Below are 21865 nucleotides of genomic sequence, written 5' to 3' on the forward strand. Positions count from 1 at the left end.
CGGTGGCCGACGACGAAGCGATGCGTACCGCGCCACGGGTAGAATCGCCATGCATCGAAAGGAGAAACGCATGAAATGGATTGTCGCCTGTTGCCTGCTGGCCGTCTCCACTGCGGCTGGCGCCGTTGTGGTCAGGGCGGACGTGGAGGAAACGCGCTACCGGATGCCGGCGGCGGCGTTCCCGGCGCTGGTCGACCTGCCCAGCGAAGGACACGGCGTGCTGATCGCGCCGCAGTGGGTGGTCACCGCCGCGCACGCGGCACCGATGCAGATGTCGGGCATGGACCAGGATGTGTCAATTGGCGGCGTGGCGTACAGGATCAAGCGGGTCGTTCTCCATCCCGGCTACCGCAAGCCGGCCGATGCGCTGGTGCAGGAGGCATTGACGACGCACGACTTCTCCAGGCTCTATGCGGCGCTCGGCGCCGCCGACGATATCGCGCTGATCGAGCTGGCTGCGCCGGTGCCGGGAGTGGCCCCGGTCGCGCTGTACCGCGGCGACGGAGAAGTCGGGATGACTGCCGAATTGATCGGCAAGGGCACCACCGGCGACGGCAAGACCGGCCAGGATCCCCACGGCGCCCACCGCGGCGTGCTGCGCCACGCCTTCAACACGATCGTCGGCGCCGATCCGCGCTATCTCTCGTATCGCTTCGATGCGCCTCCCTCCGCCCTGCCGCTGGAAGGCATCACCGGCAGCGGCGACAGTGGCGGTCCCTTGCTGATTGGCGAGGGCGACGCGCGGCAACTGATCGGACTGGCGTCGTGGGGCAACTATCCGCCGGACCATCCGTTCTGGGCGACCTGGAGCGCGGATCGTCCATTCGTACAGGGTCTTTACGGCCAGATCGTGCACGCCGTGCGCGTGTCGCGCTATCTGCCGTGGATGACGCAGGTGATGGCCACATCCCTGGATGACACGTCGTCGCCATCGACGACGCCCGCACACGCGCACGACGCGGCACGCTGATACGCCAGTGCGGCGCCGCGCTGGCGTCTGCCTTGCGTCGCTTTCCTCCCGTTAGCGCACACATGCTGCGCCCAAAGCGTGAGCCGCGATCTGCGCACCTGCCCGCGCCGAACACCATCTTCGGCAGCGCGACACACGCAAGAAAAAGGGGAAGGCGCCATCCCGGCCGCCTTCCCCACCCTGGCTGTGTCGCGGCGCCGTCCTCAGCGCGCGGCCGGCACCGGCTCTACCCACTGCGCGAACACCGCATCGAGTTGCGCATCGCTGACCGGCTTGCCCTGTTGCACCGCCTCGGCCTGGCCGAACAGCGGCACGATGATCGCCATGCCGTCGACCTTGGTCTTCAGGTGCACGCCCGGCGGCTTGCCGAGCAGGCCGTCCCAGCGCGCACGCACCCTGGCCCAGTAGCCCTGGGTCGCCTTCCAGTAGGCGTAGGCCGGGGCGAAATCCACGGTCGTCGTCTTGACGTAGTCGTTGAACCCGAACTCGCGGGCGATGGCCTGCTGGCTGCCGTCGGGCTTGCGCAGCACCTTGGTGTTGAACTGCTCGTGGGTCCAGCCGGCCGGGGTCAGCGTGTGCCGGTTGATCACCGCCAGCGCGTTGTAGTCGCTGCGCTTGGTGTACTCGCGGCGCGGCAACGGGCGCCAGCTCAAATCGCTGGTCCAGGTCGGATGGCCATCGGCGTAGTCCCAGCGCCCGGTGCCGCAGTAGCGCGGCGCGTCGCTGACCTCGTACACGCACTGGGTCCAGGCGCCGCGGGTGGCCGCCGCATCGAGCGGGCGCACCTGCCAGGTCTGGTCGGCGCTGAATTCGAAGCGCTGCGGCGCCTCGTAGATCCAGTCCTGGCGCCAGTGCTTGGTCACGTGGCCGCTTTTGGGTTCCACCAGCAGATGCTGCAGCACCACCTTGCGCGGACTGTTCTCGACCACGATCACCACCTCGTCGCCACCGCTGCGCATTGGCGCGGCGCGCGTGTAGCCGGGTTGCAACAGCACGGTCTCGTCGAAGGCGAACGCCACCGTGTACTCGCCCTGCATCGCCAGGATGCTGGCGCGGTCGCGCGCCGGATCGGCGTCCGCGGCGTGGACGGGAAGACTGCCGGCAAGCAGCAGGGCGCAGAACAGGGGCGGGGCTTTCATCATCGAGAGGTGTGTTGTTGTGGATGGGAAACGGGAAAGCGCGACCGGCCACTCACAACCGCAGCAACGGCCACGGCCGCTCGGGATCGGGGCGCGGCGCAGGGCGGCCGGCACGGGCGCAACAGCAGTCGTCGACCAGCACATCGCCCTCGGCCGCCTCCAGGCGCGCGATGCGCCGGGCGATGCTGGCGCCGAGCGGCGACACGCCGGCGACGCTGGCCGCCAGCACGCCATCGGCCGCGTGCAGGCGCAGCGCCCGCGCGTGCCAGCCATCGCCGCGCAGGCGGCCGGCAACGCGCCGCCACAGCCGCTCGGCGACGCCGCCGTCGGCGGCATCCTGCGCCGCGGGCAACGCCGACAGCAGCGTGTCCCAGGCGACGAAATCGCTGTCCGGCAGCAGGTACAGGCGCCAGCAGCACTGTTGCTGGCGGTCGTAGAAGCGCAGGCTCTCCAGCACGCCATCGCTGTCCACGTCCAGGTGCGCGGCCACACTGCAGGCGTGGCGCCAGCCGATCAGTTCGGCGCCGGTGCGGGCGCGGTACAGACACAACACGGTGCCCAGCGCGGCCAGTTGCGCCGGGCGCGGCAGCGGCGCAAACGCGGCCATCCGCTCCTGCTCCGTCCGCGCTGGCGACACCGTGCGCACGCGCCGCTACCAATCCAGCGCCAGGCTGACCGAGACGTTGCGCCCGGCGCCGGTGTAGCGGTCGAGCACCGCGCTGCTGGCCAGGGTCGCGCCCGGCAGCATGTTCCAGTCGATGTAGCGGCGGTCGGCCAGGTTGAACACGCCCACGTCGAGCCGCGCACCTTCGGTGAAGCGCCAGTGCGCGAGCAGGTCCAGCGTCGCGTAGCCGGCCGGCGTGTAGTAGGTCGGCAGTTCCGGCCGGCGCTTCTTCGCCACCGCGGTGGCGACCAGTTGCGTGCCCCAGCTGCTGCGGTCGTAGCCCAGGCCGAGCACACCGCGCAGCGGATCCACCGAATTGAGTGGCGTGCCGTCGGTGCGGTTGTCGCCGCGCGCATAGGCGGCGCTGGCCTGCAGCGACCAGCCGCTCCAGCGCGTATCGAGTGCGCCGAAGTCGATCCCCGCCTTGGCTTCGACGCCGCGGATGGTCACCCGGTCGACGTTGCGCGATTGATACAGCATCAGGCCGTCGGCGTTGAAGCCGACGAAGCGGTAGGACTCGATGAAATCGCGGTAGGCGTTGCGGTAGGCGCTCATGCCGGCGTAGACGGCCGGACCTGCATAGCGCACGCCCAGCTCGGCGCCGCGACTGGTCTCCGGCTTCAGGTCGGGATTGGCGATCGCGGTGTAGCCGATCAGCAGATTGGTGAAGCCGATATTGACGTCGTTGTACGGCGGCGCGCGGAAGCCGTGCGCATAGTTGGCGTACAGCGACCAGGCATCGTCCAGGCGCCAGATCGCGCCGAGCTTGGGCGAGACGTTGCGGTCGCTGATCTTCTTCGCCGCCACGCCGGGATTGTCGGTGGCGAAGATCGCATCGACCTGCGGCGACAGCCGGTAGTAGTCGGCCCGCAACGCCGGAATCAGGCTGAAGCGGCCGTCGGCCAGCGCGATCTCGTCCTGCAGGTAGGCGCCGGCCTTGATCGTCTCGGTGATCGGGAAGTCGCGGACCGGGAAGGTCTCCATGCCCACGGTCTTGCTGATCGCGCCGGTGCGCAGCGTCAGCGTGTGGCCGTCGCGCTTTTCGTGGGTATCGGTGTGCGACAGATCGATGCCGTAGCTGATGTCGTGCACGGCGCTGCCCTGCTCCACCCGCTTGTGCAGATTCGCCTTCAGCCCGTACAGGCGCTGGTCGAAGTCGTGCTCCATGTGCCGCAGCGTGCCGTTGCTGCGGCGTTCGTCGGTGCGCTGCAGGCTCTGGCTGTCCTGGCGGTACAGTTGCCACTGCAGGTCGTCGGCGAGCAGCGTGTCGAGCTGGTCCGCCTCGTGCCCCAGCGAGACGCGGGCGCGGGTCTGATGGTCGCGGCCGCGCTGCGAGAGGATGCTGGCGGTGACGTTGCTCAGCGCGTCGATGCGCGAGTAGTCCTCGTTGCCTTCCACGGTCAGCTTCCAGCGCTGGTTGGCGCTGGGCGCGTAGACCAGCTTGCTGAGCAGGCTGCGGCCGTCGCTGTTGAGCGGATTGGGCGCGGTGCGGGCGGCGCCGATGCTGCGGTTGTCGCCCTGGGTCTCGCTTTCCTGGCCCTGGCGATGGCTGACCGCGGCCATGCCGCTCCAGCGGTCGCCGCCGAACGCGACCAGCGCGCCGGCGAACAACCCCTTCCACTCGCTCTCGTAGCCGAACTTCAGGCCGACGTAGCTGTCCTTGCCCGGCGCCAGGTAGTCGGCCGGATCCTTGGTGACATAGGCGACCACGCCGCCAAGCGCATCCGAGCCGTACAGCGCGCTGGCCGGGCCGCGCACGATCTCCACGCGCTTGAGCGTATCCATGTCGACGAAGTTGCGGTTGGCGTTGAGGTAGCTGCCGAAGCTGAAGCCGTCCGAGACCGGGATGCCGTCGGTCTGGATCAGCACGCGGTTGCCGTCCAGGCCGCGGATGCGGATGCCGCCGATGCCGCTGAAGCGGCCGCTGTTGCCGGTGGCGGACACGCCAGGCGTATAGCGCAGCAGATCCTTCAGGTCGTGGACCAACGTGCGGTCCATCTGTTCGCGATCGATCACGTCGACGCTGCCGGGCACATCGACGATGGCGCGTTGGGTACGGGTGGCGGTGACCTGCAGGCGATCGAAATCGCGGATGGTGGCCGCCGCACTGGCGTCGTCGTCTGCGGCGGAAGCGGGAGCGGCATGCGCGCAGGCGGCCAGGGCCAGCCACAGCGCGCCGGTGAGCGGAGCAGTCGGAGCGGTACGGAACATGGAAAGCATCGGTGGTCGCGCAAGACCCTCGACCGGCACGGCGCGGGGTCCGCGCCTGGCCGAGGGGGAGAGAAGGATCGCGACTGCGAGGCGGCCGCGGCCGGCGCGCAAGGGCGTCGGCCAGGTGGCGGCAGATCGAGCGGGGAGCCGGCCGCGCGCGGCGGCCGGAGGGCATTACTTGGTCAGGATCAGCTTGTCATTGCTGGTATGGCGCAGGCGATAGACGCGGTCGCCGTGCTGGATCAGCACTTCGCGCCGGCCCTTGAGCAGCGCCTGGCTACTGATGGTTTCTTCGGCCGGCACAGCGCGCGGCACGCTACGCTCGCGCAGGCTCAGGGTGTCGGGGTGACGCAACAGCACGGGTTGAGCGGTCATGGTCGAACTCCATCCACGGGGTGCATCGAGATGATAATGATTCTCAATACTTAATCAAGACCCATTCTCGCCCGATTCGATTCGCAGTCCAGATCGAAATGCCGACATCGAAAGATTCCAAAGATCGCGAGGCGCCGCAGCGCTCGCTGCCGCTGCACCGAGGCGGCACGACGCCCGCCGTGCTCAGCGCACCGCGGCGTCGACCCGCTCCCACCACGCCGCGTCGTCGCGCTGGGCCAGCTCCAGCGCAGCCAGGTTTTCCAGCAACTGCGCGACCCGGCTGGCGCCGAGGATCACCGTGGACACGTGCGGGTTGCGCAGGCACCAGGCGATCGCCAGCGCCGCCGGCGCCACGCCTTCGGCCGCGGCCAGCACGGTGAACGCGCGTGCGCGCTCGATGCGGCGCTGCGCCGGCGCCCCGATCACCTCCTGCTGCAGCCAGGCATTGCGCTCCTGGCCCAGCCGCGAGGCCGGATCGATACCGTCGTTGTACTTGCCGGTGAGCAGGCCCGAGGCCAACGGCGACCAGATGGTGGTGCCCAGGCCGAGTTCGGCGTACAGCGGCGCGTACTCCTGCTCGACGCGCTCGCGATGCAGCAGGTTGTATTGCGGCTGCTCCATCGATGGCCCGTGCAGGCCCAGCGCGCGCGCCACCTGCGCCGCCTCGCGGATGCGCTCGGCCGGCCACTCGGAGGTGCCCCAGTACAGCACCTTGCCCTGGCGGATCAGCGCATCCATCGCACGCACGGTTTCTTCCACCGGCGTGTCGGGATCGGGGCGATGGCAGTAGTACAGATCCAGATAGTCCACCCGCAGCCGCTTGAGCGCGGCATGGCAGGCGTCGGTGACGTGCTTGCGCGAGAGCCCGCGCTGGGTGGGGCGCGGCGACTCGACGGCGCCGAAGTAGACCTTGCTGGACACGCAGAAGCCGTCGCGCGGCAGCCGCAGGTCGGCGATCACGTCGCCCATCACCTGCTCGGCGCGGCCGTGCGCATAGACCTCGGCGTTGTCGAAGAAATTGATGCCGTGGTCCCAGGCGGCGGCGATCAGGTTGCGCGCTTCGTCGCGGCCGGTCTGCCCGCCGAAGTTGATCCAGGCGCCGAACGACAGCGCCGACAGTTGCAGCCCGGTGGCACCGAGGCGACGGTATTGCATGGCAACTCCTCCTGCTGAACAAACCCGCGGCACGGCCGGGGCGGCCGCACAGTGTAGCGGCCCTGCCCGACATCGCCCTGCCATAGCAGGGTGCCCCCCGCTCTTGCGAATCCCCAATCCCAAATCCCCAATCCCCCATCTGAACACCGCTCGCCTTGCCGGCCGTCACCCCCTGCACTAGGCTTCCCGTCTTTGGTCGGGGACCGGGGACGCAGATGGTCGAGGGATTGGGAAGGATCGGCTTCGGCCTGTTCGGGTTGGCGGTGTTGATCGGGATCACCTGGCTGTTCTCCAACAACCGCCGCGCGGTGGACTGGAAGCTGGTCGCGACCGGCCTGGTCCTGCAGATCGGCTTCGCCTCGCTGGTGCTGCTGGTCCCGGGCGGGCGCGAAGTGTTCGACTGGCTCGGCCAGGTGTTCGTCAAGGTGCTGAGCTTCGTCAACGAAGGCTCCAGCTTCATCTTCGGCAGCCTGCTCGACACCAAGACCTACGGCTTCATCTTCGCCTTCCAGGTGCTGCCGACCATCATCTTCTTCTCCGCGCTGATGGGCGTGCTGTACCACCTGGGGGTGATGCAGGCGGTGGTGCGGGTGATGGCCTGGGCCATCACCAAGGTGATGCGCGTGTCCGGCGCCGAGACCACCAGCGTCTGCGCGAGCGTGTTCATCGGCCAGACCGAAGCGCCGCTGACGGTGCGCCCGTACATCCCGCGCATGACCGAGTCCGAACTGCTGACGATGATGATCGGCGGCATGGCGCACATCGCCGGCGGCGTGCTGGCCGCCTACGTCGGCATGCTCGGCGGCGGCGACCCGGCGCAGCAGGCGTTCTACGCCAAGCATCTGCTGGCGGCCAGCATCATGGCCGCGCCGGCGACGCTGGTGGTGGCCAAGCTGCTGATCCCGGAAACCGGCACGCCGCTGACCCGCGGCACGGTCAAGATGGAAGTGGAGAAGACCACCAGCAACGTGATCGACGCCGCTGCCGCCGGCGCCGGCGACGGCCTGCGCCTGGCGCTGAACATCGGCGCGATGCTGCTGGCGTTCATCGCGCTGATCGCGCTGGTCAATGCGCCACTGACCTGGCTCGGCGACGTCACCGGCCTGGCCGGCGCCATCGGCCGTCCGACCAACCTGTCCACCATCTTCGGCTACGTGCTGGCGCCGGTGGCCTGGGTGATCGGCACGCCGTGGCCGGATGCGACCACGGTCGGTTCGCTGATCGGCCAGAAGGTGGTCATCAACGAGTTCGTCGCGTATACCGAGCTGTCGCGTATCGTCCAGGGCCAGGTGCCGGGCGTGAGCCTGAGCGCGGAAGGCCGGCTGGTCGCCACCTATGCGCTGTGCGGCTTCGCCAACTTCAGCTCGATCGCGATCCAGATCGGCGGCATCGGCGGCCTGGCCCCGGAGCGCCGCCACGACCTGGCCCGCTTCGGCCTGCGTGCGGTGCTGGGCGGCTCGATCGCCACCTTCATGACCGCGACCATCGCCGGGGTGCTGTCGCACTTCGCCTGATCCGGCCGCAACATCCGCTCCACCGTTTTTCCTTTTTCAGTTCCAGTCGAGAAGCAGTACATGCCTATGAGTTCGGTCATCGTCGTCGGTTCGTTCAATGTCGACCATGTGTGGCGGTGCGAGAATCTGCCCGCACCGGGGGCGACCATCGCCGGCCGCTACAGCACCGGCCCCGGCGGCAAGGGCTTCAACCAGGCGGTGGCGGCGGCGCGTGCCGGCGCGCGCACCAGCTTCGTCTGCGCGCTCGGCGACGATGCCGGCGGCGCGATGGCGCGCGGCCTGGCCGCGCAGGACGGCATCACCCTGGTCGCCGAGGCCAGCAGCGAGCCGACCGGCACCGGCGGCATCTATGTCGACGGCCATGGCCGCAACACCATCGTCATCGGCGCCGGCGCCAACGCGGCGCTGAGCCTGGACTTCGTGCAGGCGCAGCGCCCGCTGCTGGGCTCGGCGCGGGTGCTGCTGGCGCAGCTGGAATCGCCGATCGAGACCATCGAGGGCACCCTGGCGCTGGCCCGCGAGGCCGGCCTGACCACGGTGCTCAACGCCGCCCCGGCCAATGCGCAGACCAGCATCGGCCTGCTCAAGCTGGCCGACGTGCTGACCCCCAACGAGACCGAGTTCGCCGCCCTGCTCGCGCGCCATGTCGGCGTGCGCGTGGACGCCGACGACGTCGCCGCCACCGATGGCGGCAGCCTGCACGCGCTGTGCCGCAAGCTGCTGCCGGGCGGCACCGTGGTGGTGACCCTGGGCGCGGTCGGCGCGTTCATCTCGCACCCCGAGGAACGCCTGCTCGGCGACACCCAGCCCTACTACCGGATCGGCGCCGAGACCGCGCACACGGTGGACACCACCGGTGCCGGCGACGCCTTCAACGGCGCCCTGGTGGCGTCGCTGGCGCAGTCGCCGAACGCCGCGTTCGCCAGCCACGTGCGCTTCGCCAACCACTATGCGGCGCGCTCCACCGAGGCCGAAGGCGCGGCGGCATCGATGCCGCGGCTGACCCCCGAGGCCGGCTGAGCGATCGGCGCGACGGTCCCGGCCGTCGCCGCTGCCTGCCGTCACCCCACCAGCGCCGGCGCTGCGCCGGCCACGCCTCCGACACGGAGTTGCCGATGCCCCGCCGTTCCGTCATCCCGTTCGCCGTGCTGTGTGCGCTGCTGCTCCCGCTGTCGGCCGCCGCGGCACCGCGCTGCGACTGGAACAGCCTGGCCGCCGATGCCGACCGCGCCGCGGTGACCGTCTCCGCCGACCGCCTGCAACAGGTGATCGCGGCGCAGTACGACGATGCCGAGCAGGAAAAGGGCGCGGCGCTGGCGCGGACCCTGCTGCAGCGCGCGCAGACGCCGCAGCAGCCCGGCACGCTGGAAGGCCGCTGGAAGGTGCGCTCGATCCAGGTCGACCCGCACTTCGCCTACGCCTACCCCTACTTCAAGGCCGAGATCCGCCGCGATCCCTGCGGCTACCACCTGAGCAAGACCAGCGGCTCGCAGCGGCGCAGCGGTACGCTGTACCCGTTGTCCGCCGGCAGCCGCGAACTGGCCTTCCTCGGCGCCAGCACGGTCAACGACGAGCCGGAAGCGGTCTATGCGCCCGGTCATGTCTCCGACGGCACGCATGGCAACAGCGTCGGCCGCCTGGTCGCGCTGGGCCCGAACGAACTGCTGCTGATCCTGGACGGCAAGGACAACGGCTTCGAGCTGTACCAACTGACGCGCTGACGGCTGCGCGGGACCGTGCGGCGCCGCCCGGTCCGCCAGCGCATGCGCCCCGCTACACTACGAGCATGCGCATCGGCCCCTACACGATCGAACCGAAGGTGATCCTGGCACCGATGGCCGGGGTCACCGACAAACCGTTCCGGCTGCTGTGCAAGCGGCTGGGCGCCGGCCTGGCGGTGTCGGAGATGACCATTTCCGATCCGCGCTTCTGGCAGACCCGCAAGTCGCTGCAACGCATGGACCATGCCGGCGAGCCGGACCCGGTCAGCGTGCAGATCGCCGGCACCGAACCGCAGCAACTGGCCGAGGCCGCGCGCTACAACGCCGACCACGGCGCGCAACTGATCGACATCAACATGGGCTGCCCGGCGAAGAAAGTGTGCAACGCCTGGGCCGGTTCGGCGTTGATGCGCGACGAGGCGCTGGTGGCGCGCATCCTCAGCGCGGTGGTGAAGGCCTCGCCGGTGCCGGTGACGCTGAAGATCCGCACCGGCTGGGACTGCGACCACCGCAACGGCCCCACCATCGCACGCATCGCCGAGGACTGCGGCATCGCCGCGCTGGCGGTGCACGGGCGTACCCGCGACCAGCACTACAGCGGCCAGGCCGAGTACGCGACCATCGCCCAGATCAAGGCGATGCTGCGCATCCCGGTGATCGCCAACGGCGACATCGATTCGCCGCAGAAAGCGGCGCAGGTGCTGGCTGCGACCGGCGCCGATGCGGTGATGGTGGGGCGCGCGGCGCAGGGCCGGCCGTGGATCTTCGGCGAGATCGCGCACTACCTGGCCAGCGGCGAACTCCTGCCGACGCCGTCGCTGGCGTTCGTGCGCGACACCCTGCTCGGCCACCTGCAGGCCCTGCACGCCTTCTACGGCGAGGCGCAGGGCGTGCGCATCGCCCGCAAGCACCTGGGCTGGTACGCCAAGGACCGGCCCGAGAACGCCGCGTTCCGCGCCGTGGTCAATCGCGCAGAGAGCGCGCAGGCGCAACTCGCACTCACCGCCGAGTACTTCGACGCGCTGATCGCCGGCGTGCCGCCGGCCTTGTTCGCCGCCGCCTGACGTTTTCTCCCTGGAGCACCGCCATGCGCTCGTCTCCCGATACTCCGACCTATCTGCACGGCTATTCCGACACCGAACAGGCGCGCCTGCTGAAACAGGCGCGCTTGCTGGAAGCCACCCTGTTCAACCAGATCGACTACACCGGCGCGCGGCGCCTGCTCGAAGTGGGCAGCGGCGTCGGCGCGCAGACCGAGGTGCTGCTGCGGCGCTTCCCGGAGCTGCACGTCACCGGCATCGACCTGAGCGAGACGCAACTGCAGGCCGCACGCGACAACCTGCAGCGCATGCCCTGGTGCCAGGATCGCTACACCTTGCAGCAGGCCGACGCCGGCGACCTGCCGTTCCAGCCGCGCAGCTTCGATGCGGCGTTCCTGTGCTGGGTGCTGGAACACGTGCCGTCGCCGGCGCGGGTACTCAGCGAAGTGCGGCGGGTGCTGGCGCCGGGGGCGCCGGTGTACGTGACCGAGGTGATGAACGCCTCGTTCCTGCTGCATCCGTACTCGCCGAACGTGTGGCGCTACTGGATGGCGTTCAACGACTTCCAGTACGACCACGGCGGCGACCCGTTCGTCGGCGCCAAGCTCGGCAACCTGCTGCTGGCCGGCGGCTATCGCGACGTCAGCACGCAGATCAAGACCCTGCACCTGGACAACCGCGAACCGGCGCGGCGCAAGACCATGATCGGGTTCTGGGAAGAGTTGCTGCTGTCGGCGGCCGAACGCCTGCTGCAGGCCGGTGCGGTGGACGCGGACACCGTGGCCGGCATGCGCCGGGAAATGGCGCAGGTGCAGAGCGACCCGGACGCGGTGTTCTTCTATTCGTTCGTGCAGGCGCACGCCACGGTGTATTGAGCGGCGCTTACGGCGCCGCGGGCGACGCCTGCGTGCCGACCGGCTCAGGCGAAGCCGGTTCGACCCAGATCCGTTGCCACATCCGCACCAACGCAGCACGAATTTGCCCACGCGCCACCGGCGCCCGGTAGGCGGCCTGCAACTGCCGCGGCGGAATCGCCTCCCAGCCGTCGCCGCGCTGCCGCGCCACCGCGAAATTGAAGTTGTAATCCGGCTCCAGGCCCATGCGCAGGTCGCTGAGCACCAGTTCGCCGCCCTTGACCTGCGCGCGCATGAAGCCACGGTTGAACCAGCTCAGCCGCTGGACCGCCGGCAGCGCGCGCACCTGCGCCAGCGCCTGGGTGTTGGAGGGATACCCCTGGAAGCGCATCGGCCCGCGGTCGGCGACCAGCGAGCGCTCGCCGATCACGTAGCCACTCGGCGTCATCGCCACCACTCGCCACAACAGCGTGTTGAACGGCATCGGTACCGAGAAGCGCGGCGCCTGCGCCAGGCCCATCGCCGCCAGCGCGCGGTCGGCCTCGCGGTCGACCAGGTGCTTGGCCAGCAGCGACCAGCCCAGGTAGGCGCTGCTCAGCAGCAGGCCTGCCAGCAATGCCTGCTGCGCCACCCGCCGCGCACGCGCGAACCAGGCGATGGCGCAGGCCAGCAGCAGCCACAGCGTGTAGGCGGGATCGATGATGAACACGCTCGACCACATCGTCGGCGATGACGGGAGCGGCCACCACAACTGCGTGCCGTAGACGGTGAACGCATCCAGCAGCGGATGGGTGATCAGCGCCAACTGGATCGCCCAGAACCAGCGCCGTGGCGCTTCGGCCACGCGCCCGTGGCCGAAGCGCCGGAACAGCCACCAGATCAGCCAGCCGAGCAGCGGCAGCACGAACAGCGAATGGCTGACACTGCGATGCACCGTCATCAGCGTGACCGGGTCGCGGGTCAGCGGCAGCAGGATCAGCGCATCGAGGTCGGGCACAGTGCCGAGTACGGCACCGGCGAGCAGTGCCGCACGCCGATGTGCGGCCGGCGCGATGGCGGCGGCGATGGCGCCGCCAAGCACGATCTGGGTGAGGGAATCCATCGGCCGATGCTAGCAGCGATGCGGTGCCCAATGCGCAGCGGTGATATGGCCGCATTCTCGGTGTGCCCGGCAAAGAAAGGCGCCCCGTCGGGGACGCCCTTCCTTATTTCATCTGCATTGCCTGAAGCAAGATCAGGGGGAAGAGTCTACGGATGCGTAGAGTGGGAAATATCCTTGTGAAAGGAGGATGCCAAAGGCCAAATACGAGGTGCCGGATGCCATTTCGCTGTCACCAAAGAGAAAGTAGCCCACCGCATCGCTCGCTGCGACGATCGCCCAGCCCGTGTCTGGAGGCGCAGCCTGTCTCGATGTGGTGTCGGCCGCAAATTTGGACCAGTAGCGCGTGGAGTGTCTGACCACGCTCAGCCCACCCAGGACCAGCGCGCCGTTCTTCGACCTGGGATCGAGCCGATCGATCGCCTCCCGCTCCAATTCCTCGAACTGCATCGCTACCGCGCCCATGTCCTTGGCGTTCTGCACGATCTGGTCCATGCGCACGATGAACGAGAATTCGTAGGCGCTCAGTTGCTGGCGCAGTCCAGCCAGGTTCTCGGTCATCGGTCGGGTCGGGTCGATCGCATCCACCATGGGCTTGCGCGTGGCGATGAAGCGCTCCAATGGCATGCCGGGGTTGTAGCCGCACTTCTCGACCAGCGCGGCCAGGGCCTCGCCGGGTGAGGCGTTGGTGTCCATCAGGCAGCCCAGGTACATGTTGTGCTGGATGCCCGCCTGGTCCATCGGGTTCTCGGCCGCCAGCGCAGGGGCGGCGCCGAAGGCACTGCCGACCAGGAGGATGGCGGTCGCGAAAAGGAGCTTTTTGTTCATGAACATTCTCGTGCAATGGATAGAGGGGTGACCAGGTCTTCCGACGTTCCTGCATAGGCCCCGTGCAAGGCGAACGCCGGCGCACCGACACATGGCGCGATGCGACATACGGGAAGGCGCCCATCGAGCGCCCTCCCGTTCGACGTGCCAGCAGGATGGGGTGTCCCCGAAGGCTGGCAGGTAGATGGATCGACTCAGGGCTGCGGATTGGGAGTCGGGGTCGTCGTGCCGAAGATCACGTCGTGGGCCTGGCTGGAGACGGTGGCCGCCGTTCCGACATCGTGATTGGAGAGAAAATAGCCACCCACGTCGCTCACGACGACGGCCAGCCACTTCCAGAACCGACCCTTCGAAGTGACACCGCTCCCCGCCGCCTGCTTGGACCAGTAGCTATTGGAGTGCCTGGCCACACTCAGCCCGCCCAGGATCAGCGCGCCGTTCTCGGACTTGGGATCGAGCCGCGCGATGGCCTCGCGCTCCAGCGCCTCGAACTGGGCCGCCGCGGCATCCATGTCCGCAGCGTTCTCGACGATCTGGTCCATGCGAACGAGGAACGAGTACTCGTAGGCGTTGAACTGCTGGCGCAGTGCGGGCAGGTTTTCCGTCAGGGACCGCGTCGGATCGATCGCATCGACGATCGGCTGCTGCGTGGCGATGTACCGCTCCAGCGGCACGCCGGGGGCATAGCCGCACTTCTTGACCAGCAGGGTCAGCGCGTCCTCGGCCGTGGCGTTCAGGTCCATCAGGCAGCCCAGGTACATGTTGTGCTGGATGCCGGCCTGGTCGATCGGGTTTTCGGCCGCCAGCGCAGGGGCGCCGACGACACTGCCCGCCAGCAGGGCGGTTGCGACAAGGAACTTCTTCTTCATGAGTGTTCTCTCGCTATATGGAAGGATTGGAGATGGCTGGGATGCGTGGATCGCCCCCGGGGGATGGCCACCGCCGCATCGGCAGGCGCTGCGATCCGGCGATTCCAGGCTAGGCAGCACGTCGGCGCGGCACGAGGGCGAAGCCGGGCCGCCCACGGAACGAACCGGGTCGGATTGGCGACGCAGTGCCAGGCGTAGCGACTGCACAGTGGCGCGCCCCGCACCTGGGGCACGGAGGCCATGGCTGAAAAATCAAGGCTTTAGGCGGATTTGTTCCCGATCTATACCCGCGGATGCGCTGGAATCCGCACCACCGCCCTTCGTAGGCTGCTGGTCTCTTCTCTGCGCGTTGCGAGGTTCCGATGCCCACCCACCGTTCCCTCTTCCATGCCGCCCTCGTCGCGGTGCTGCTGACCCTACCCCTGGCCGCCCACGGCCACGACACCCTGCCGCCGGACTGGTGCCTGGAGCAGGAACAGGAACCGGAGGTCGTGGTGAAATTCGATTTCGACGGCGAGCAGTTGCGGCAGACGATGGACAAGTGCGGCGTGGTCGATAGCCACGAGCCGTACACCAATACGCTCAACACCATCGCCGCCTATTGCGAGGTGGTGGCGCCGTCGCGATCGGCCAAGCCCATCGTGCTTGGTCCGACAACCTTCCTGGCACGGGATCACCACAGCGCCTACCGCATGGAGCAAGGATTGAAGGGCGCCTGCGTGGTCTGCCCGGCCAAGCGCGGGCGCTGACGCACCGTGCAGGCGCGGCTGCGTCTCAGGCCGGCCAACAATCGTCGGCACGGGTGCCAGGCACGCTCAGCCGAGCGCGTCCCGGCGGGTGTAGGCCAGCACAGTATCGATCCTGGACTGCAAGGCGGCGCGCGCGTCCGCCGACAGCCCCTCGCAGTGCGCGAGCACGAAATAGGCCGAGCGCAGCACATCCCGCCAGCGCGGATTGCTGGGCAATTTGGAGACCGCCAGGTAGCGCTCCATCGCCCGCGCGCGCAGGCGGCCGTCGTCGATGTTCACGCGCCAGATCCGGCTACGCTCGGCCAACTCCAGCCGGCCGGTCGCCGTGGCGCGCTCCCAGGTGTCGATGACCGCCAGCATCAGGTCGACCAGCGCGCGCCGGAAGGCATCGCGCAACGCAGGCGCGGCGGCCTTCGCTGGCGTGTGCTCGGCCGGCGCGGCGTCCGCCACCGCGCCACTGTCGCGTTCCTGCAGGGCGAGCACGATCAGGCCATCGCCGCCGCGCCAGGGCGCGAAGGTCACGGCGAGCGGCGTGCCATGCCGTGCAACGATCTCCAGGCGCTGCGCGGCGCTGTCCTCCATCCGCTCCAGCGCCGCCTGCAACGCCGGGCGGTCGCCCTCGGCAACGCAGGCGAACACCGGCTGCCCGACCGGTTCGGCGTCGTCCGCACCGCCGAGCAGCAGGCGGCCGGCACGATTGGTGGCCAGCACCTGGCCCTCGGCATCGAGCAGGCACAGTGCGTCCTTACGGCTGTCGAGCAGGGTCTGCAGCAGGCTGCGATCCTCGGCCAGCGCATCGGCCTCGCGCCGATAGCGCGCGAGTTGCTCCTCGTGGCGGACCTGCCGTGCGGCTTGCAGCACACGTTCGCGCTGCCGGCGACGCTGCAGCCACAGCCAGAGACCGAGCGCGGCGGCGACGCCGGACACCAGCGCCAGCCACAGCAGCAACGTGCGTTGGCGCAGTTGGACCTGGCGCAGACGGTTCTCGCTTTGCAAGGCGTCGATGGTGCGCTGCTTTTCGGCGGTGTCGAAACGGATCCGCAGCCAGTCCAACTGGCGATCGTGCTGCGCGCGTACCAGCGCCGCGGCCTCCGCGTTCGCGCGCCGCAGCGTGGCGATGGCCGCCGCCGTATCGCCACTGCTTTCCTGCAGCCGCGCCAATTCCTCCAGCAACGGCACCCGCACCGGATCGCCGCCGGCGGCCGCCGCCAGCGCCGAACGCAAGCGGGCCGCGGCGGCGGCGGCGTTGCCTTCGAGGCGGGCCGTCCGCGCCAGTTGCAACTGCAGCGCGGACGGCAGCGGCAGCGCCCATGCCTCGGCGAGCGCCAACGCACTGGAACTCCAGCGCTGCGCCTGCGCGACGTCGCCGAGCGCCAATGCCGCGCGGATCAGGCCATCGTGCACACGCAGTTCGTACACCCGGCGGCCCTGCGCGCGGTACACGGCAAGCGCCTCCTGCAACCAGGCCAGCGCCTGCGGCGTGTCGCCGCTGTCGAGCGCCAGCTCGGCCATGGTTTCCTGCACGTGCGCGGCCTCGATGGCGTCGCCCTGCGCGCGGTTGGTAGCCAACGCATCGCGGTAGTAGCGCATCGCGGTATCGGACTCGCGCAGTTCGCGATACACGTCGGCGATATTGGTGAGCACGGACGCAGAGACCGCACCACGCGCGCGCTGGATGTCCAGGCTAAGCGTCAGGTTGCGCAGGGCGCCGCGGAAATCGCCGAGCCGGCGCAGCGCCGCACCGACATTGTTCAGATCGCGCGCTTCTCCCATCCGGTCGTGCAGCGACCGGGACAGCGTGGCCGCGCACTCGAAGCGCGCCAGCGCCTGCGGCAGGCGTTCGCGGCGAAAGTCGAGAATGCCGCGGCGGCGGGTGAGTTCGTAGCGCAAGCGGGTATCGCCGGCATCGCCGATGTTGGACGCGGCGCAGTCCAGCGCCTGTTCGGCAGCGTCGAGGCGGCCGCCGTCGAGCTGTTCCTTGGCACGTGCGAACAATGCCTCGACCCGCGCATCGCCCGCCGTGTGCAGAGTCGACACGCCCGCCTGCTGCACGCACAGCAGCGGATCGGGAAGTTGGCGCGGCGCCGCGGGCTCCGCGCAGCCATAGACCGTGTTCTGCGCGATCGAGGCCGCGCTCGTCGCGAGCAGGACGCCAAGGCACGCCAAACGCAGGCATGTCCACGGCCGCGCGCCAGGCGCGGTGACATGCGCCTGGACGCGATCGCCGGAAACGGCGCACCAGGCCCAGCCGCCCCACGTCCCCATGGATCGACGCGACGGGCCGCACAACGCCTTCCCTGGTTTCACGGTCTCCACAACTCCAGAACTGATCGGAATGCGGCGCACGCGCGCCGCCGCGCCATGGATCAGCGCGACGCCAGGGCGCGAACGTGAGTTCCTGCCCGTGCATGCCGCGCCGACGCATCGCAGTAGACCCGATGCCACGGAAGCCGGGCAAGCGCGCGCGGTGGTGATGCGCACCACACACGAGTCATCGTGGAATAGCGGTCACACCGGGTTCTACGCTTCCGTCCAATGCAGGGACGGCGGCGCCAGGCCCGGGGCGATCGCGACCAGGGCAGCGGTACGGCGCGCAGGCGCGGCACCAGTCGAGCGCACCGACCTGCCAGTCACGCGCCAGGCTGTGCAGCGCCGCCTGGCACGATCTCCTGATTCAGGCGGCACGCGGCCAGGCATTCTCCTTCACCAGCCGCAGGCGCGGCGACAGTTCGCGCAGCACCTCGCCGCGGTGCGAGAGTAGGCGCAGCGTGCCGTCGGCCTCCTCGGCGAGTGCGGTGAGGTTTTCCACCCAATCGCCATCGTTGGCGTAGACCAGGCCGTCGCGTTCGAACAGCCCGGCGCGGTGCACGTGGCCGCAAATCACCCCGTCCAGGCCGCGGCGGCGCGCGTCGTCCAGGCCGGCAGTGACGAAGCGCTCGATGTAGCGTTCGGCGGCGCTGCTCTGCCGCTTCAGGTAGTCGGCCAGCGACCAATAGCGCATGCCCAGGCGGCGGCGCACGCGGTTGGTCACCTGGTTGCCGGTGAGGATGCGGTAGTACAGCCAGTCGCCGAACTTTTCCTGCAGGCCACCGAACTGGGTCACGCTGTCGTAGTCGTCGCCGTGCACCACCAGCAGGCGGCGTCCGTCGGCGGTGGCGTGCACCGCGCGGCGGCGCACCTGCATGGCCGGCAGCGCCAGCCCGCAGAAGCGGCGGATCGGCCGGTCGTGGTTGCCCGGCACGTAGATCAGCTCGGTACCGCCACGCGCCAGCGCGTGCAGCGCATCGACCACGCGCTGGTGCGCAGCGCCCCACACCGCGCGGCGCTGGGCCATCCACCAGAAGTCGACGATGTCGCCGACCAGGTACAGCTGGTCGCAGCGCAGGCCGCCGAGGAAATCGGCCATCTCGCGCGCATGGCAATGCGGCGCACCCAGGTGCACATCGGAGACGAACACCGCGCGACGCGGCGCCAGGCTGTTGAGCGGACTCATGCCACCACCTCTGCTTCGTTGCGGGGACGTTCGAGGTAGCGCGCGCGCTTCTTGCCGCGGATGCGCTGCAGATCCAGCTCGATCAGGCCGTCGACGGCGTCGTTGAACGCGGGGTCCACGCCGAAGGCGAGGAAGCGCGCGCCGCCGGGCTCGCACAGATCGGTGTACTGCTTGTAGAGCATCGGCACCGCCGCGCCCAGCGCGTCGAGGTTGCCCTTGAGCACCTTGAAGGCGGTGTCGGCGTCCAGTTCGTCGAACGCCGGCGGCGCTTCCGGATACGGAAACGGCCGCGCCGAGGCGGCTTCGCCGCTGGCGTCGCCGTAGTAGCGCGCGTAGTAGGCCACGATCTGCTCGCGCGCTTCGTACGGCAGCGCGGCGCTGATCGATACCGCACCGAACAGGTAGCGCACCTGCGGATGGTCTTGCAGGTAGGCGCCGATGCCCTGCCACAGGTAATCGATGCTGCGGCTGCCCCAGTAGTCGGGCACCACGAAGCTGCGGCCCAGTTCCATGCCTGCGGCGATGCGCGGCAGCATGGCCTCGCCGTAGCGGAACAGTTCGGCGGTGTAGAAACCGGCCAGGCCGCGTTCGGCCAGCACCGGTGCGCCGCGGGCGACGCGGTAGGCGCCGACCACGCGGGTGGCGGCACCGTCCCACAGCACGATGTGCTCGTACCAGGTGTCGTAGTCGTCCAGGTCCAGGCGCCGGCCGGTGCCCTCGCCCACCGCACGGAAGGTCAGTTCGCGCAGACGGCCGATCTCGCGCAGCAGCGCCGAGCCGGCGCGCAGCCGGCCGACGCGGATCTGCTTGCCGTCCAGGGTATGGCCGAGGCTGCGCAGCCCCGCCACTTCCGTGGCCAGTTGCGCCGGATCCTCGGCGGCGACCAGCGCCTCCTCGCTCGGCGCGGCCTGTCCGCCGCTGCGGCCGAGCGCATACAACTCGCTGCGCAGGCGCCGCATCAGTTCGGCTTCGGGCAGGTCCTGCGGCAGCGCGCGGGCGCGGCCCAGGCTGAGCGCGATGCGGCGCTCGCGGCGGGCGAACATCTCCCGCGCCAGCAGCGCGGTACCGGCCGGCTTGAACAGCGCCGATGCACCGTAGAACAACGCCGAGTTGCGCGCATGGATGCGCACCGGCAATACCGGCGCGGTGGTGCGCAGGGCGAAGCGCAGGAAGCCGCGGCGCCAGCGCCCATCGGCCACGCCGCCCCACCCCAGCCGCGAGACCTCGCCGGCCGGAAACACGATCACACATTGCTCCTGGGCCAGCGCCTGCTCGATCGCCCGCACGCTGGCCGGCGACGGCGCGCCGCCGAGGATGCGCACCGGCAGCAGCAGTTCGCGCAGCCCTTCCAGCGCCCACAGGAAATCGTTGGCGACGATCTTCACGTCGCGTCGCACCTGGCCCACGCAGTCCAGCAGGGCCAGCGCATCCAGCGCACCGGAGGGATGGTTGGCGACGATCAGCAGGCGCCCGCGCGCCGGGATGCATTCGGCGGCGGTCGGTGCGACCACGTAGCGGGCCTGCAGGAAATCCAGTCCGGCCTGGACCAGGGCGAACCCACGCAGGTCGCGGTTGGCCTCCAGGAACGCGTCCAGCGCGTCCAGTCCCGACCATTTCTGCAGACCACGCAGCAATGGCCGGACCAGCCGCGAGCGGCGTCCGGCAAACCAGTGTGGGTAGCGGTCCTGAAGACGGCGTTCGAGTGCGAGCACGGCAAGCCCCCTTGCTGACTGCGCACAGCTTCGGCCGCGGCGGCGACACCGATCTTGCAATCTGGCTACGGCAAGGTGACGGACGCACCGCGGACGCGGCAACCGGTTAACCTTGGGCAACGTCCGCCCGGGTCATCATGCACGCCGCCCGGCGCCCGTGTATCATTCGCCTCCATCTTTTCATCCGAATACAAGGATATAGCCGCGATGTCCAGCTATCTCTTCACCTCCGAGTCGGTCTCCGAAGGCCACCCGGACAAGATCGCCGATCAGATCTCCGATGCGGTGCTCGACGCGATCCTGACCCAGGACAAGCGCGCGCGCGTGGCCTGCGAAACGCTGGTCAAGACCGGCGTGGCGATCGTCGCCGGCGAGATCACCACCAGCGCCTGGATCGATCTGGAAGCGCTGACCCGCAAGGTGATCCTGGACATCGGCTACAACAGCTCCGACGTCGGCTTCGACGGCGAGACCTGCGGCGTGCTCAACCTGATCGGCAAGCAGTCGCCGGACATCAATCAGGGCGTGGACCGCAAGAAGCCGGAAGAACAGGGCGCCGGCGATCAGGGCCTGATGTTCGGCTACGCCACCCGCGAGACCGACAGCTTCATGCCGGCCGCCATCCACCTGTCGCACCGCCTGGTCGAACAGCAGGCCAAGGTGCGCAAGAAGAAGAACTCGCCGCTGGCGTGGCTGCGCCCGGACGCCAAGAGCCAGGTCACCCTGCGCTACGAAGACGGCGTGGCGACCGCGATCGACGCGGTGGTGCTGTCCACCCAGCACGATCCGGACATCAAGCAGAAGCACCTGGTCGAAGCCGTGCGCGAGGAGATCCTCAAGCCGGTGCTGCCGGCCAAGTGGCTGCACAAGGGCACCAAGTTCCACATCAACCCGACCGGCAAGTTCGTGATCGGCGGGCCGGTGGGCGACTGCGGCCTGACCGGGCGCAAGATCATCGTCGACACCTACGGCGGCTGGGCGCGCCACGGCGGCGGCGCGTTCTCCGGCAAGGACCCGTCCAAGGTCGACCGTTCGGCCGCCTACGCTGCGCGCTACGTCGCCAAGAACGTGGTCGCCGCCGGCCTGGCCGACCGCTGCGAAGTGCAGGTCTCCTACGCCATCGGCGTGGCCGAGCCGACCTCGATCTCGGTCACCACCTTCGGCACCGGCAAGATCGCCGACGACAAGATCGAGAAGCTGATCCGCAAGCACTTCGACCTGCGTCCGTTCGGCATCATCCAGATGCTCGACCTGATCCACCCGATGTACCAGCAGACCGCTTCGTACGGCCATTTCGGCCGCACCCCGAAGGCCTTCACCTACACCGACGGCACCGGCGCCCAGCACCAGGCCACCGCGTTCTCGTGGGAGAAGACCGACCGCGCCGAGGCGCTGCGCGCGGACGCCAAGCTGAAGTAAGCCGGCCGGCCCGCGCTTGCGACACAGAACGGGCCGCCTTGCGGCCCGTTCTG

At 69.3% G+C, this 21865-nt stretch carries 19 protein-coding genes; 8 read left to right on the forward strand and 11 right to left on the reverse strand.

Going from position 1 to position 21865, the window contains the following annotated elements; all coding sequences use genetic code 11:
* Positions 1-70: 70 nt before the first annotated feature.
* Entirely contained in the window at positions 71-970 is a 900-nt protein-coding gene (locus PG878_RS17075; RefSeq protein WP_209030637.1) for a S1 family peptidase, read from the forward strand.
* 203 nt (positions 971-1173) lie between these two features.
* Here PG878_RS17075 and PG878_RS17080 read toward each other — a convergent pair whose 3' ends face one another.
* From PG878_RS17080 to PG878_RS17100, 5 genes are all read right to left on the reverse strand, one after another.
* Positions 1174-2112 carry a DUF6607 family protein gene (locus PG878_RS17080; protein WP_209030636.1) on the reverse strand — a complete coding sequence of 313 codons (939 nt, stop codon included), beginning with the start codon at positions 2110-2112 and terminating at the stop codon, positions 1174-1176.
* Between the two features lie 49 nt (positions 2113-2161).
* Positions 2162-2716 carry a Hemin transport protein gene (locus tag PG878_RS17085; protein ID WP_209030635.1) on the reverse strand — a complete coding sequence of 185 codons (555 nt, stop codon included), beginning with the start codon at positions 2714-2716 and terminating at the stop codon, positions 2162-2164.
* A 45-nt stretch (positions 2717-2761) separates the two neighbouring features.
* Positions 2762-4984 (reverse strand): TonB-dependent hemoglobin/transferrin/lactoferrin family receptor, encoded by a 2223-nt coding sequence (locus PG878_RS17090; protein ID WP_209030634.1) that lies wholly within the window; start codon positions 4982-4984, stop codon positions 2762-2764.
* 174 nt (positions 4985-5158) lie between these two features.
* Positions 5159-5359, reverse strand: coding sequence for a hemin uptake protein HemP (gene hemP / locus PG878_RS17095; protein ID WP_209030633.1), 201 nt, complete (start codon positions 5357-5359; stop codon positions 5159-5161).
* Between the two features lie 183 nt (positions 5360-5542).
* Positions 5543-6514: an aldo/keto reductase gene (locus PG878_RS17100; RefSeq protein WP_209030632.1), complete on the reverse strand. Its 972-nt coding sequence runs from the start codon at positions 6512-6514 to the stop codon at positions 5543-5545.
* A gap of 215 nt (positions 6515-6729) precedes the next feature.
* On the opposite strand from PG878_RS17100, the gene PG878_RS17105 reads away from it, so the two are divergent.
* The 5 genes from PG878_RS17105 to PG878_RS17125 all read left to right on the forward strand — a co-directional run bounded on the left by PG878_RS17105 (position 6730) and on the right by PG878_RS17125 (position 11664).
* Positions 6730-8028 carry a NupC/NupG family nucleoside CNT transporter gene (locus PG878_RS17105; protein ID WP_209030631.1) on the forward strand — a complete coding sequence of 433 codons (1299 nt, stop codon included), beginning with the start codon at positions 6730-6732 and terminating at the stop codon, positions 8026-8028.
* A 66-nt stretch (positions 8029-8094) separates the two neighbouring features.
* The gene (locus PG878_RS17110) at positions 8095-9048 is read left to right on the forward strand and encodes a ribokinase (protein WP_209030630.1); all 954 of its coding nucleotides are present in this window, start codon (positions 8095-8097) and stop codon (positions 9046-9048) included.
* Between the two features lie 95 nt (positions 9049-9143).
* Positions 9144-9749, forward strand: coding sequence for a DUF4893 domain-containing protein (locus tag PG878_RS17115; protein ID WP_209030629.1), 606 nt, complete (start codon positions 9144-9146; stop codon positions 9747-9749).
* 65 nt (positions 9750-9814) lie between these two features.
* On the forward strand, positions 9815-10813 hold the full coding sequence (gene dusB, locus PG878_RS17120) for a tRNA dihydrouridine synthase DusB (RefSeq protein WP_209030628.1): 999 nt from the start codon (positions 9815-9817) through the stop codon (positions 10811-10813).
* Positions 10814-10836: 23 nt separating this feature from the next.
* The gene (locus tag PG878_RS17125) at positions 10837-11664 is read left to right on the forward strand and encodes a class I SAM-dependent methyltransferase (RefSeq protein ID WP_209030627.1); all 828 of its coding nucleotides are present in this window, start codon (positions 10837-10839) and stop codon (positions 11662-11664) included.
* 7 nt (positions 11665-11671) lie between these two features.
* Here PG878_RS17125 and PG878_RS17130 read toward each other — a convergent pair whose 3' ends face one another.
* From PG878_RS17130 to PG878_RS17140, 3 genes are all read right to left on the reverse strand, one after another.
* On the reverse strand, positions 11672-12745 hold the full coding sequence (locus tag PG878_RS17130) for a metal-dependent hydrolase (RefSeq protein WP_209030626.1): 1074 nt from the start codon (positions 12743-12745) through the stop codon (positions 11672-11674).
* A gap of 132 nt (positions 12746-12877) precedes the next feature.
* Positions 12878-13570 (reverse strand): hypothetical protein, encoded by a 693-nt coding sequence (locus PG878_RS17135; protein WP_244672563.1) that lies wholly within the window; start codon positions 13568-13570, stop codon positions 12878-12880.
* A 194-nt stretch (positions 13571-13764) separates the two neighbouring features.
* Entirely contained in the window at positions 13765-14439 is a 675-nt protein-coding gene (locus PG878_RS17140) for a hypothetical protein (protein ID WP_209030625.1), read from the reverse strand.
* Positions 14440-14801: 362 nt separating this feature from the next.
* Between PG878_RS17140 and PG878_RS17145 the strand changes: the two genes are divergently transcribed.
* Complete coding sequence (locus PG878_RS17145) at positions 14802-15188, forward strand: hypothetical protein (RefSeq protein ID WP_209030624.1); 387 nt, start codon at positions 14802-14804, stop codon at positions 15186-15188.
* 66 nt (positions 15189-15254) lie between these two features.
* On the opposite strand, the gene PG878_RS17150 is transcribed toward PG878_RS17145, so the two are convergent.
* From PG878_RS17150 to olsF, 3 genes are all read right to left on the reverse strand, one after another.
* On the reverse strand, positions 15255-17225 hold the full coding sequence (locus tag PG878_RS17150) for a tetratricopeptide repeat protein (protein ID WP_209030623.1): 1971 nt from the start codon (positions 17223-17225) through the stop codon (positions 15255-15257).
* A gap of 637 nt (positions 17226-17862) precedes the next feature.
* A complete protein-coding gene (locus PG878_RS17155) occupies positions 17863-18681 on the reverse strand; it encodes a UDP-2,3-diacylglucosamine diphosphatase (RefSeq protein WP_209030622.1) in 819 nt (272 codons plus the stop codon).
* A complete protein-coding gene (gene olsF / locus PG878_RS17160; RefSeq protein ID WP_209030621.1) occupies positions 18678-20393 on the reverse strand; it encodes a bifunctional ornithine lipid synthase OlsF in 1716 nt (571 codons plus the stop codon). Before olsF ends, PG878_RS17155 begins: the two co-directional genes overlap by 4 nt.
* 207 nt (positions 20394-20600) lie before the next feature.
* Here olsF and metK point away from each other — a divergent pair, with 207 nt between their 5' ends.
* Entirely contained in the window at positions 20601-21812 is a 1212-nt protein-coding gene (gene metK, locus PG878_RS17165) for a methionine adenosyltransferase (RefSeq protein ID WP_010342184.1), read from the forward strand.
* The last annotated feature ends 53 nt before the right edge of the window (positions 21813-21865 follow it).

The organism is Xanthomonas hawaiiensis (genome assembly GCF_031834635.1).
Lineage (GTDB): Bacteria > Pseudomonadota > Gammaproteobacteria > Xanthomonadales > Xanthomonadaceae > Xanthomonas_A > Xanthomonas_A sacchari.

Bases quoted from the DNA above. Each gene is read 5' to 3' on its own strand.
- PG878_RS17075 (WP_209030637.1), top strand. From the start codon at position 71: ATGAAATGGATTGTCGCCTGTTGCCTGCTGGCCGTCTCCACTGCGGCT.
- PG878_RS17080 (WP_209030636.1), bottom strand. From the start codon at position 2,112: ATGATGAAAGCCCCGCCCCTGTTCTGCGCCCTGCTGCTTGCCGGCAGT.
- PG878_RS17085 (WP_209030635.1), bottom strand. From the start codon at position 2,716: ATGGCCGCGTTTGCGCCGCTGCCGCGCCCGGCGCAACTGGCCGCGCTG.
- PG878_RS17090 (WP_209030634.1), bottom strand. From the start codon at position 4,984: ATGTTCCGTACCGCTCCGACTGCTCCGCTCACCGGCGCGCTGTGGCTG.
- hemP (WP_209030633.1), bottom strand. From the start codon at position 5,359: ATGACCGCTCAACCCGTGCTGTTGCGTCACCCCGACACCCTGAGCCTG.
- PG878_RS17100 (WP_209030632.1), bottom strand. From the start codon at position 6,514: ATGCAATACCGTCGCCTCGGTGCCACCGGGCTGCAACTGTCGGCGCTG.
- PG878_RS17105 (WP_209030631.1), top strand. From the start codon at position 6,730: ATGGTCGAGGGATTGGGAAGGATCGGCTTCGGCCTGTTCGGGTTGGCG.
- PG878_RS17110 (WP_209030630.1), top strand. From the start codon at position 8,095: ATGAGTTCGGTCATCGTCGTCGGTTCGTTCAATGTCGACCATGTGTGG.
- PG878_RS17115 (WP_209030629.1), top strand. From the start codon at position 9,144: ATGCCCCGCCGTTCCGTCATCCCGTTCGCCGTGCTGTGTGCGCTGCTG.
- dusB (WP_209030628.1), top strand. From the start codon at position 9,815: ATGCGCATCGGCCCCTACACGATCGAACCGAAGGTGATCCTGGCACCG.
- PG878_RS17125 (WP_209030627.1), top strand. From the start codon at position 10,837: ATGCGCTCGTCTCCCGATACTCCGACCTATCTGCACGGCTATTCCGAC.
- PG878_RS17130 (WP_209030626.1), bottom strand. From the start codon at position 12,745: ATGGATTCCCTCACCCAGATCGTGCTTGGCGGCGCCATCGCCGCCGCC.
- PG878_RS17135 (WP_244672563.1), bottom strand. From the start codon at position 13,570: ATGAACAAAAAGCTCCTTTTCGCGACCGCCATCCTCCTGGTCGGCAGT.
- PG878_RS17140 (WP_209030625.1), bottom strand. From the start codon at position 14,439: ATGAAGAAGAAGTTCCTTGTCGCAACCGCCCTGCTGGCGGGCAGTGTC.
- PG878_RS17145 (WP_209030624.1), top strand. From the start codon at position 14,802: ATGCCCACCCACCGTTCCCTCTTCCATGCCGCCCTCGTCGCGGTGCTG.
- PG878_RS17155 (WP_209030622.1), bottom strand. From the start codon at position 18,681: ATGAGTCCGCTCAACAGCCTGGCGCCGCGTCGCGCGGTGTTCGTCTCC.
- metK (WP_010342184.1), top strand. From the start codon at position 20,601: ATGTCCAGCTATCTCTTCACCTCCGAGTCGGTCTCCGAAGGCCACCCG.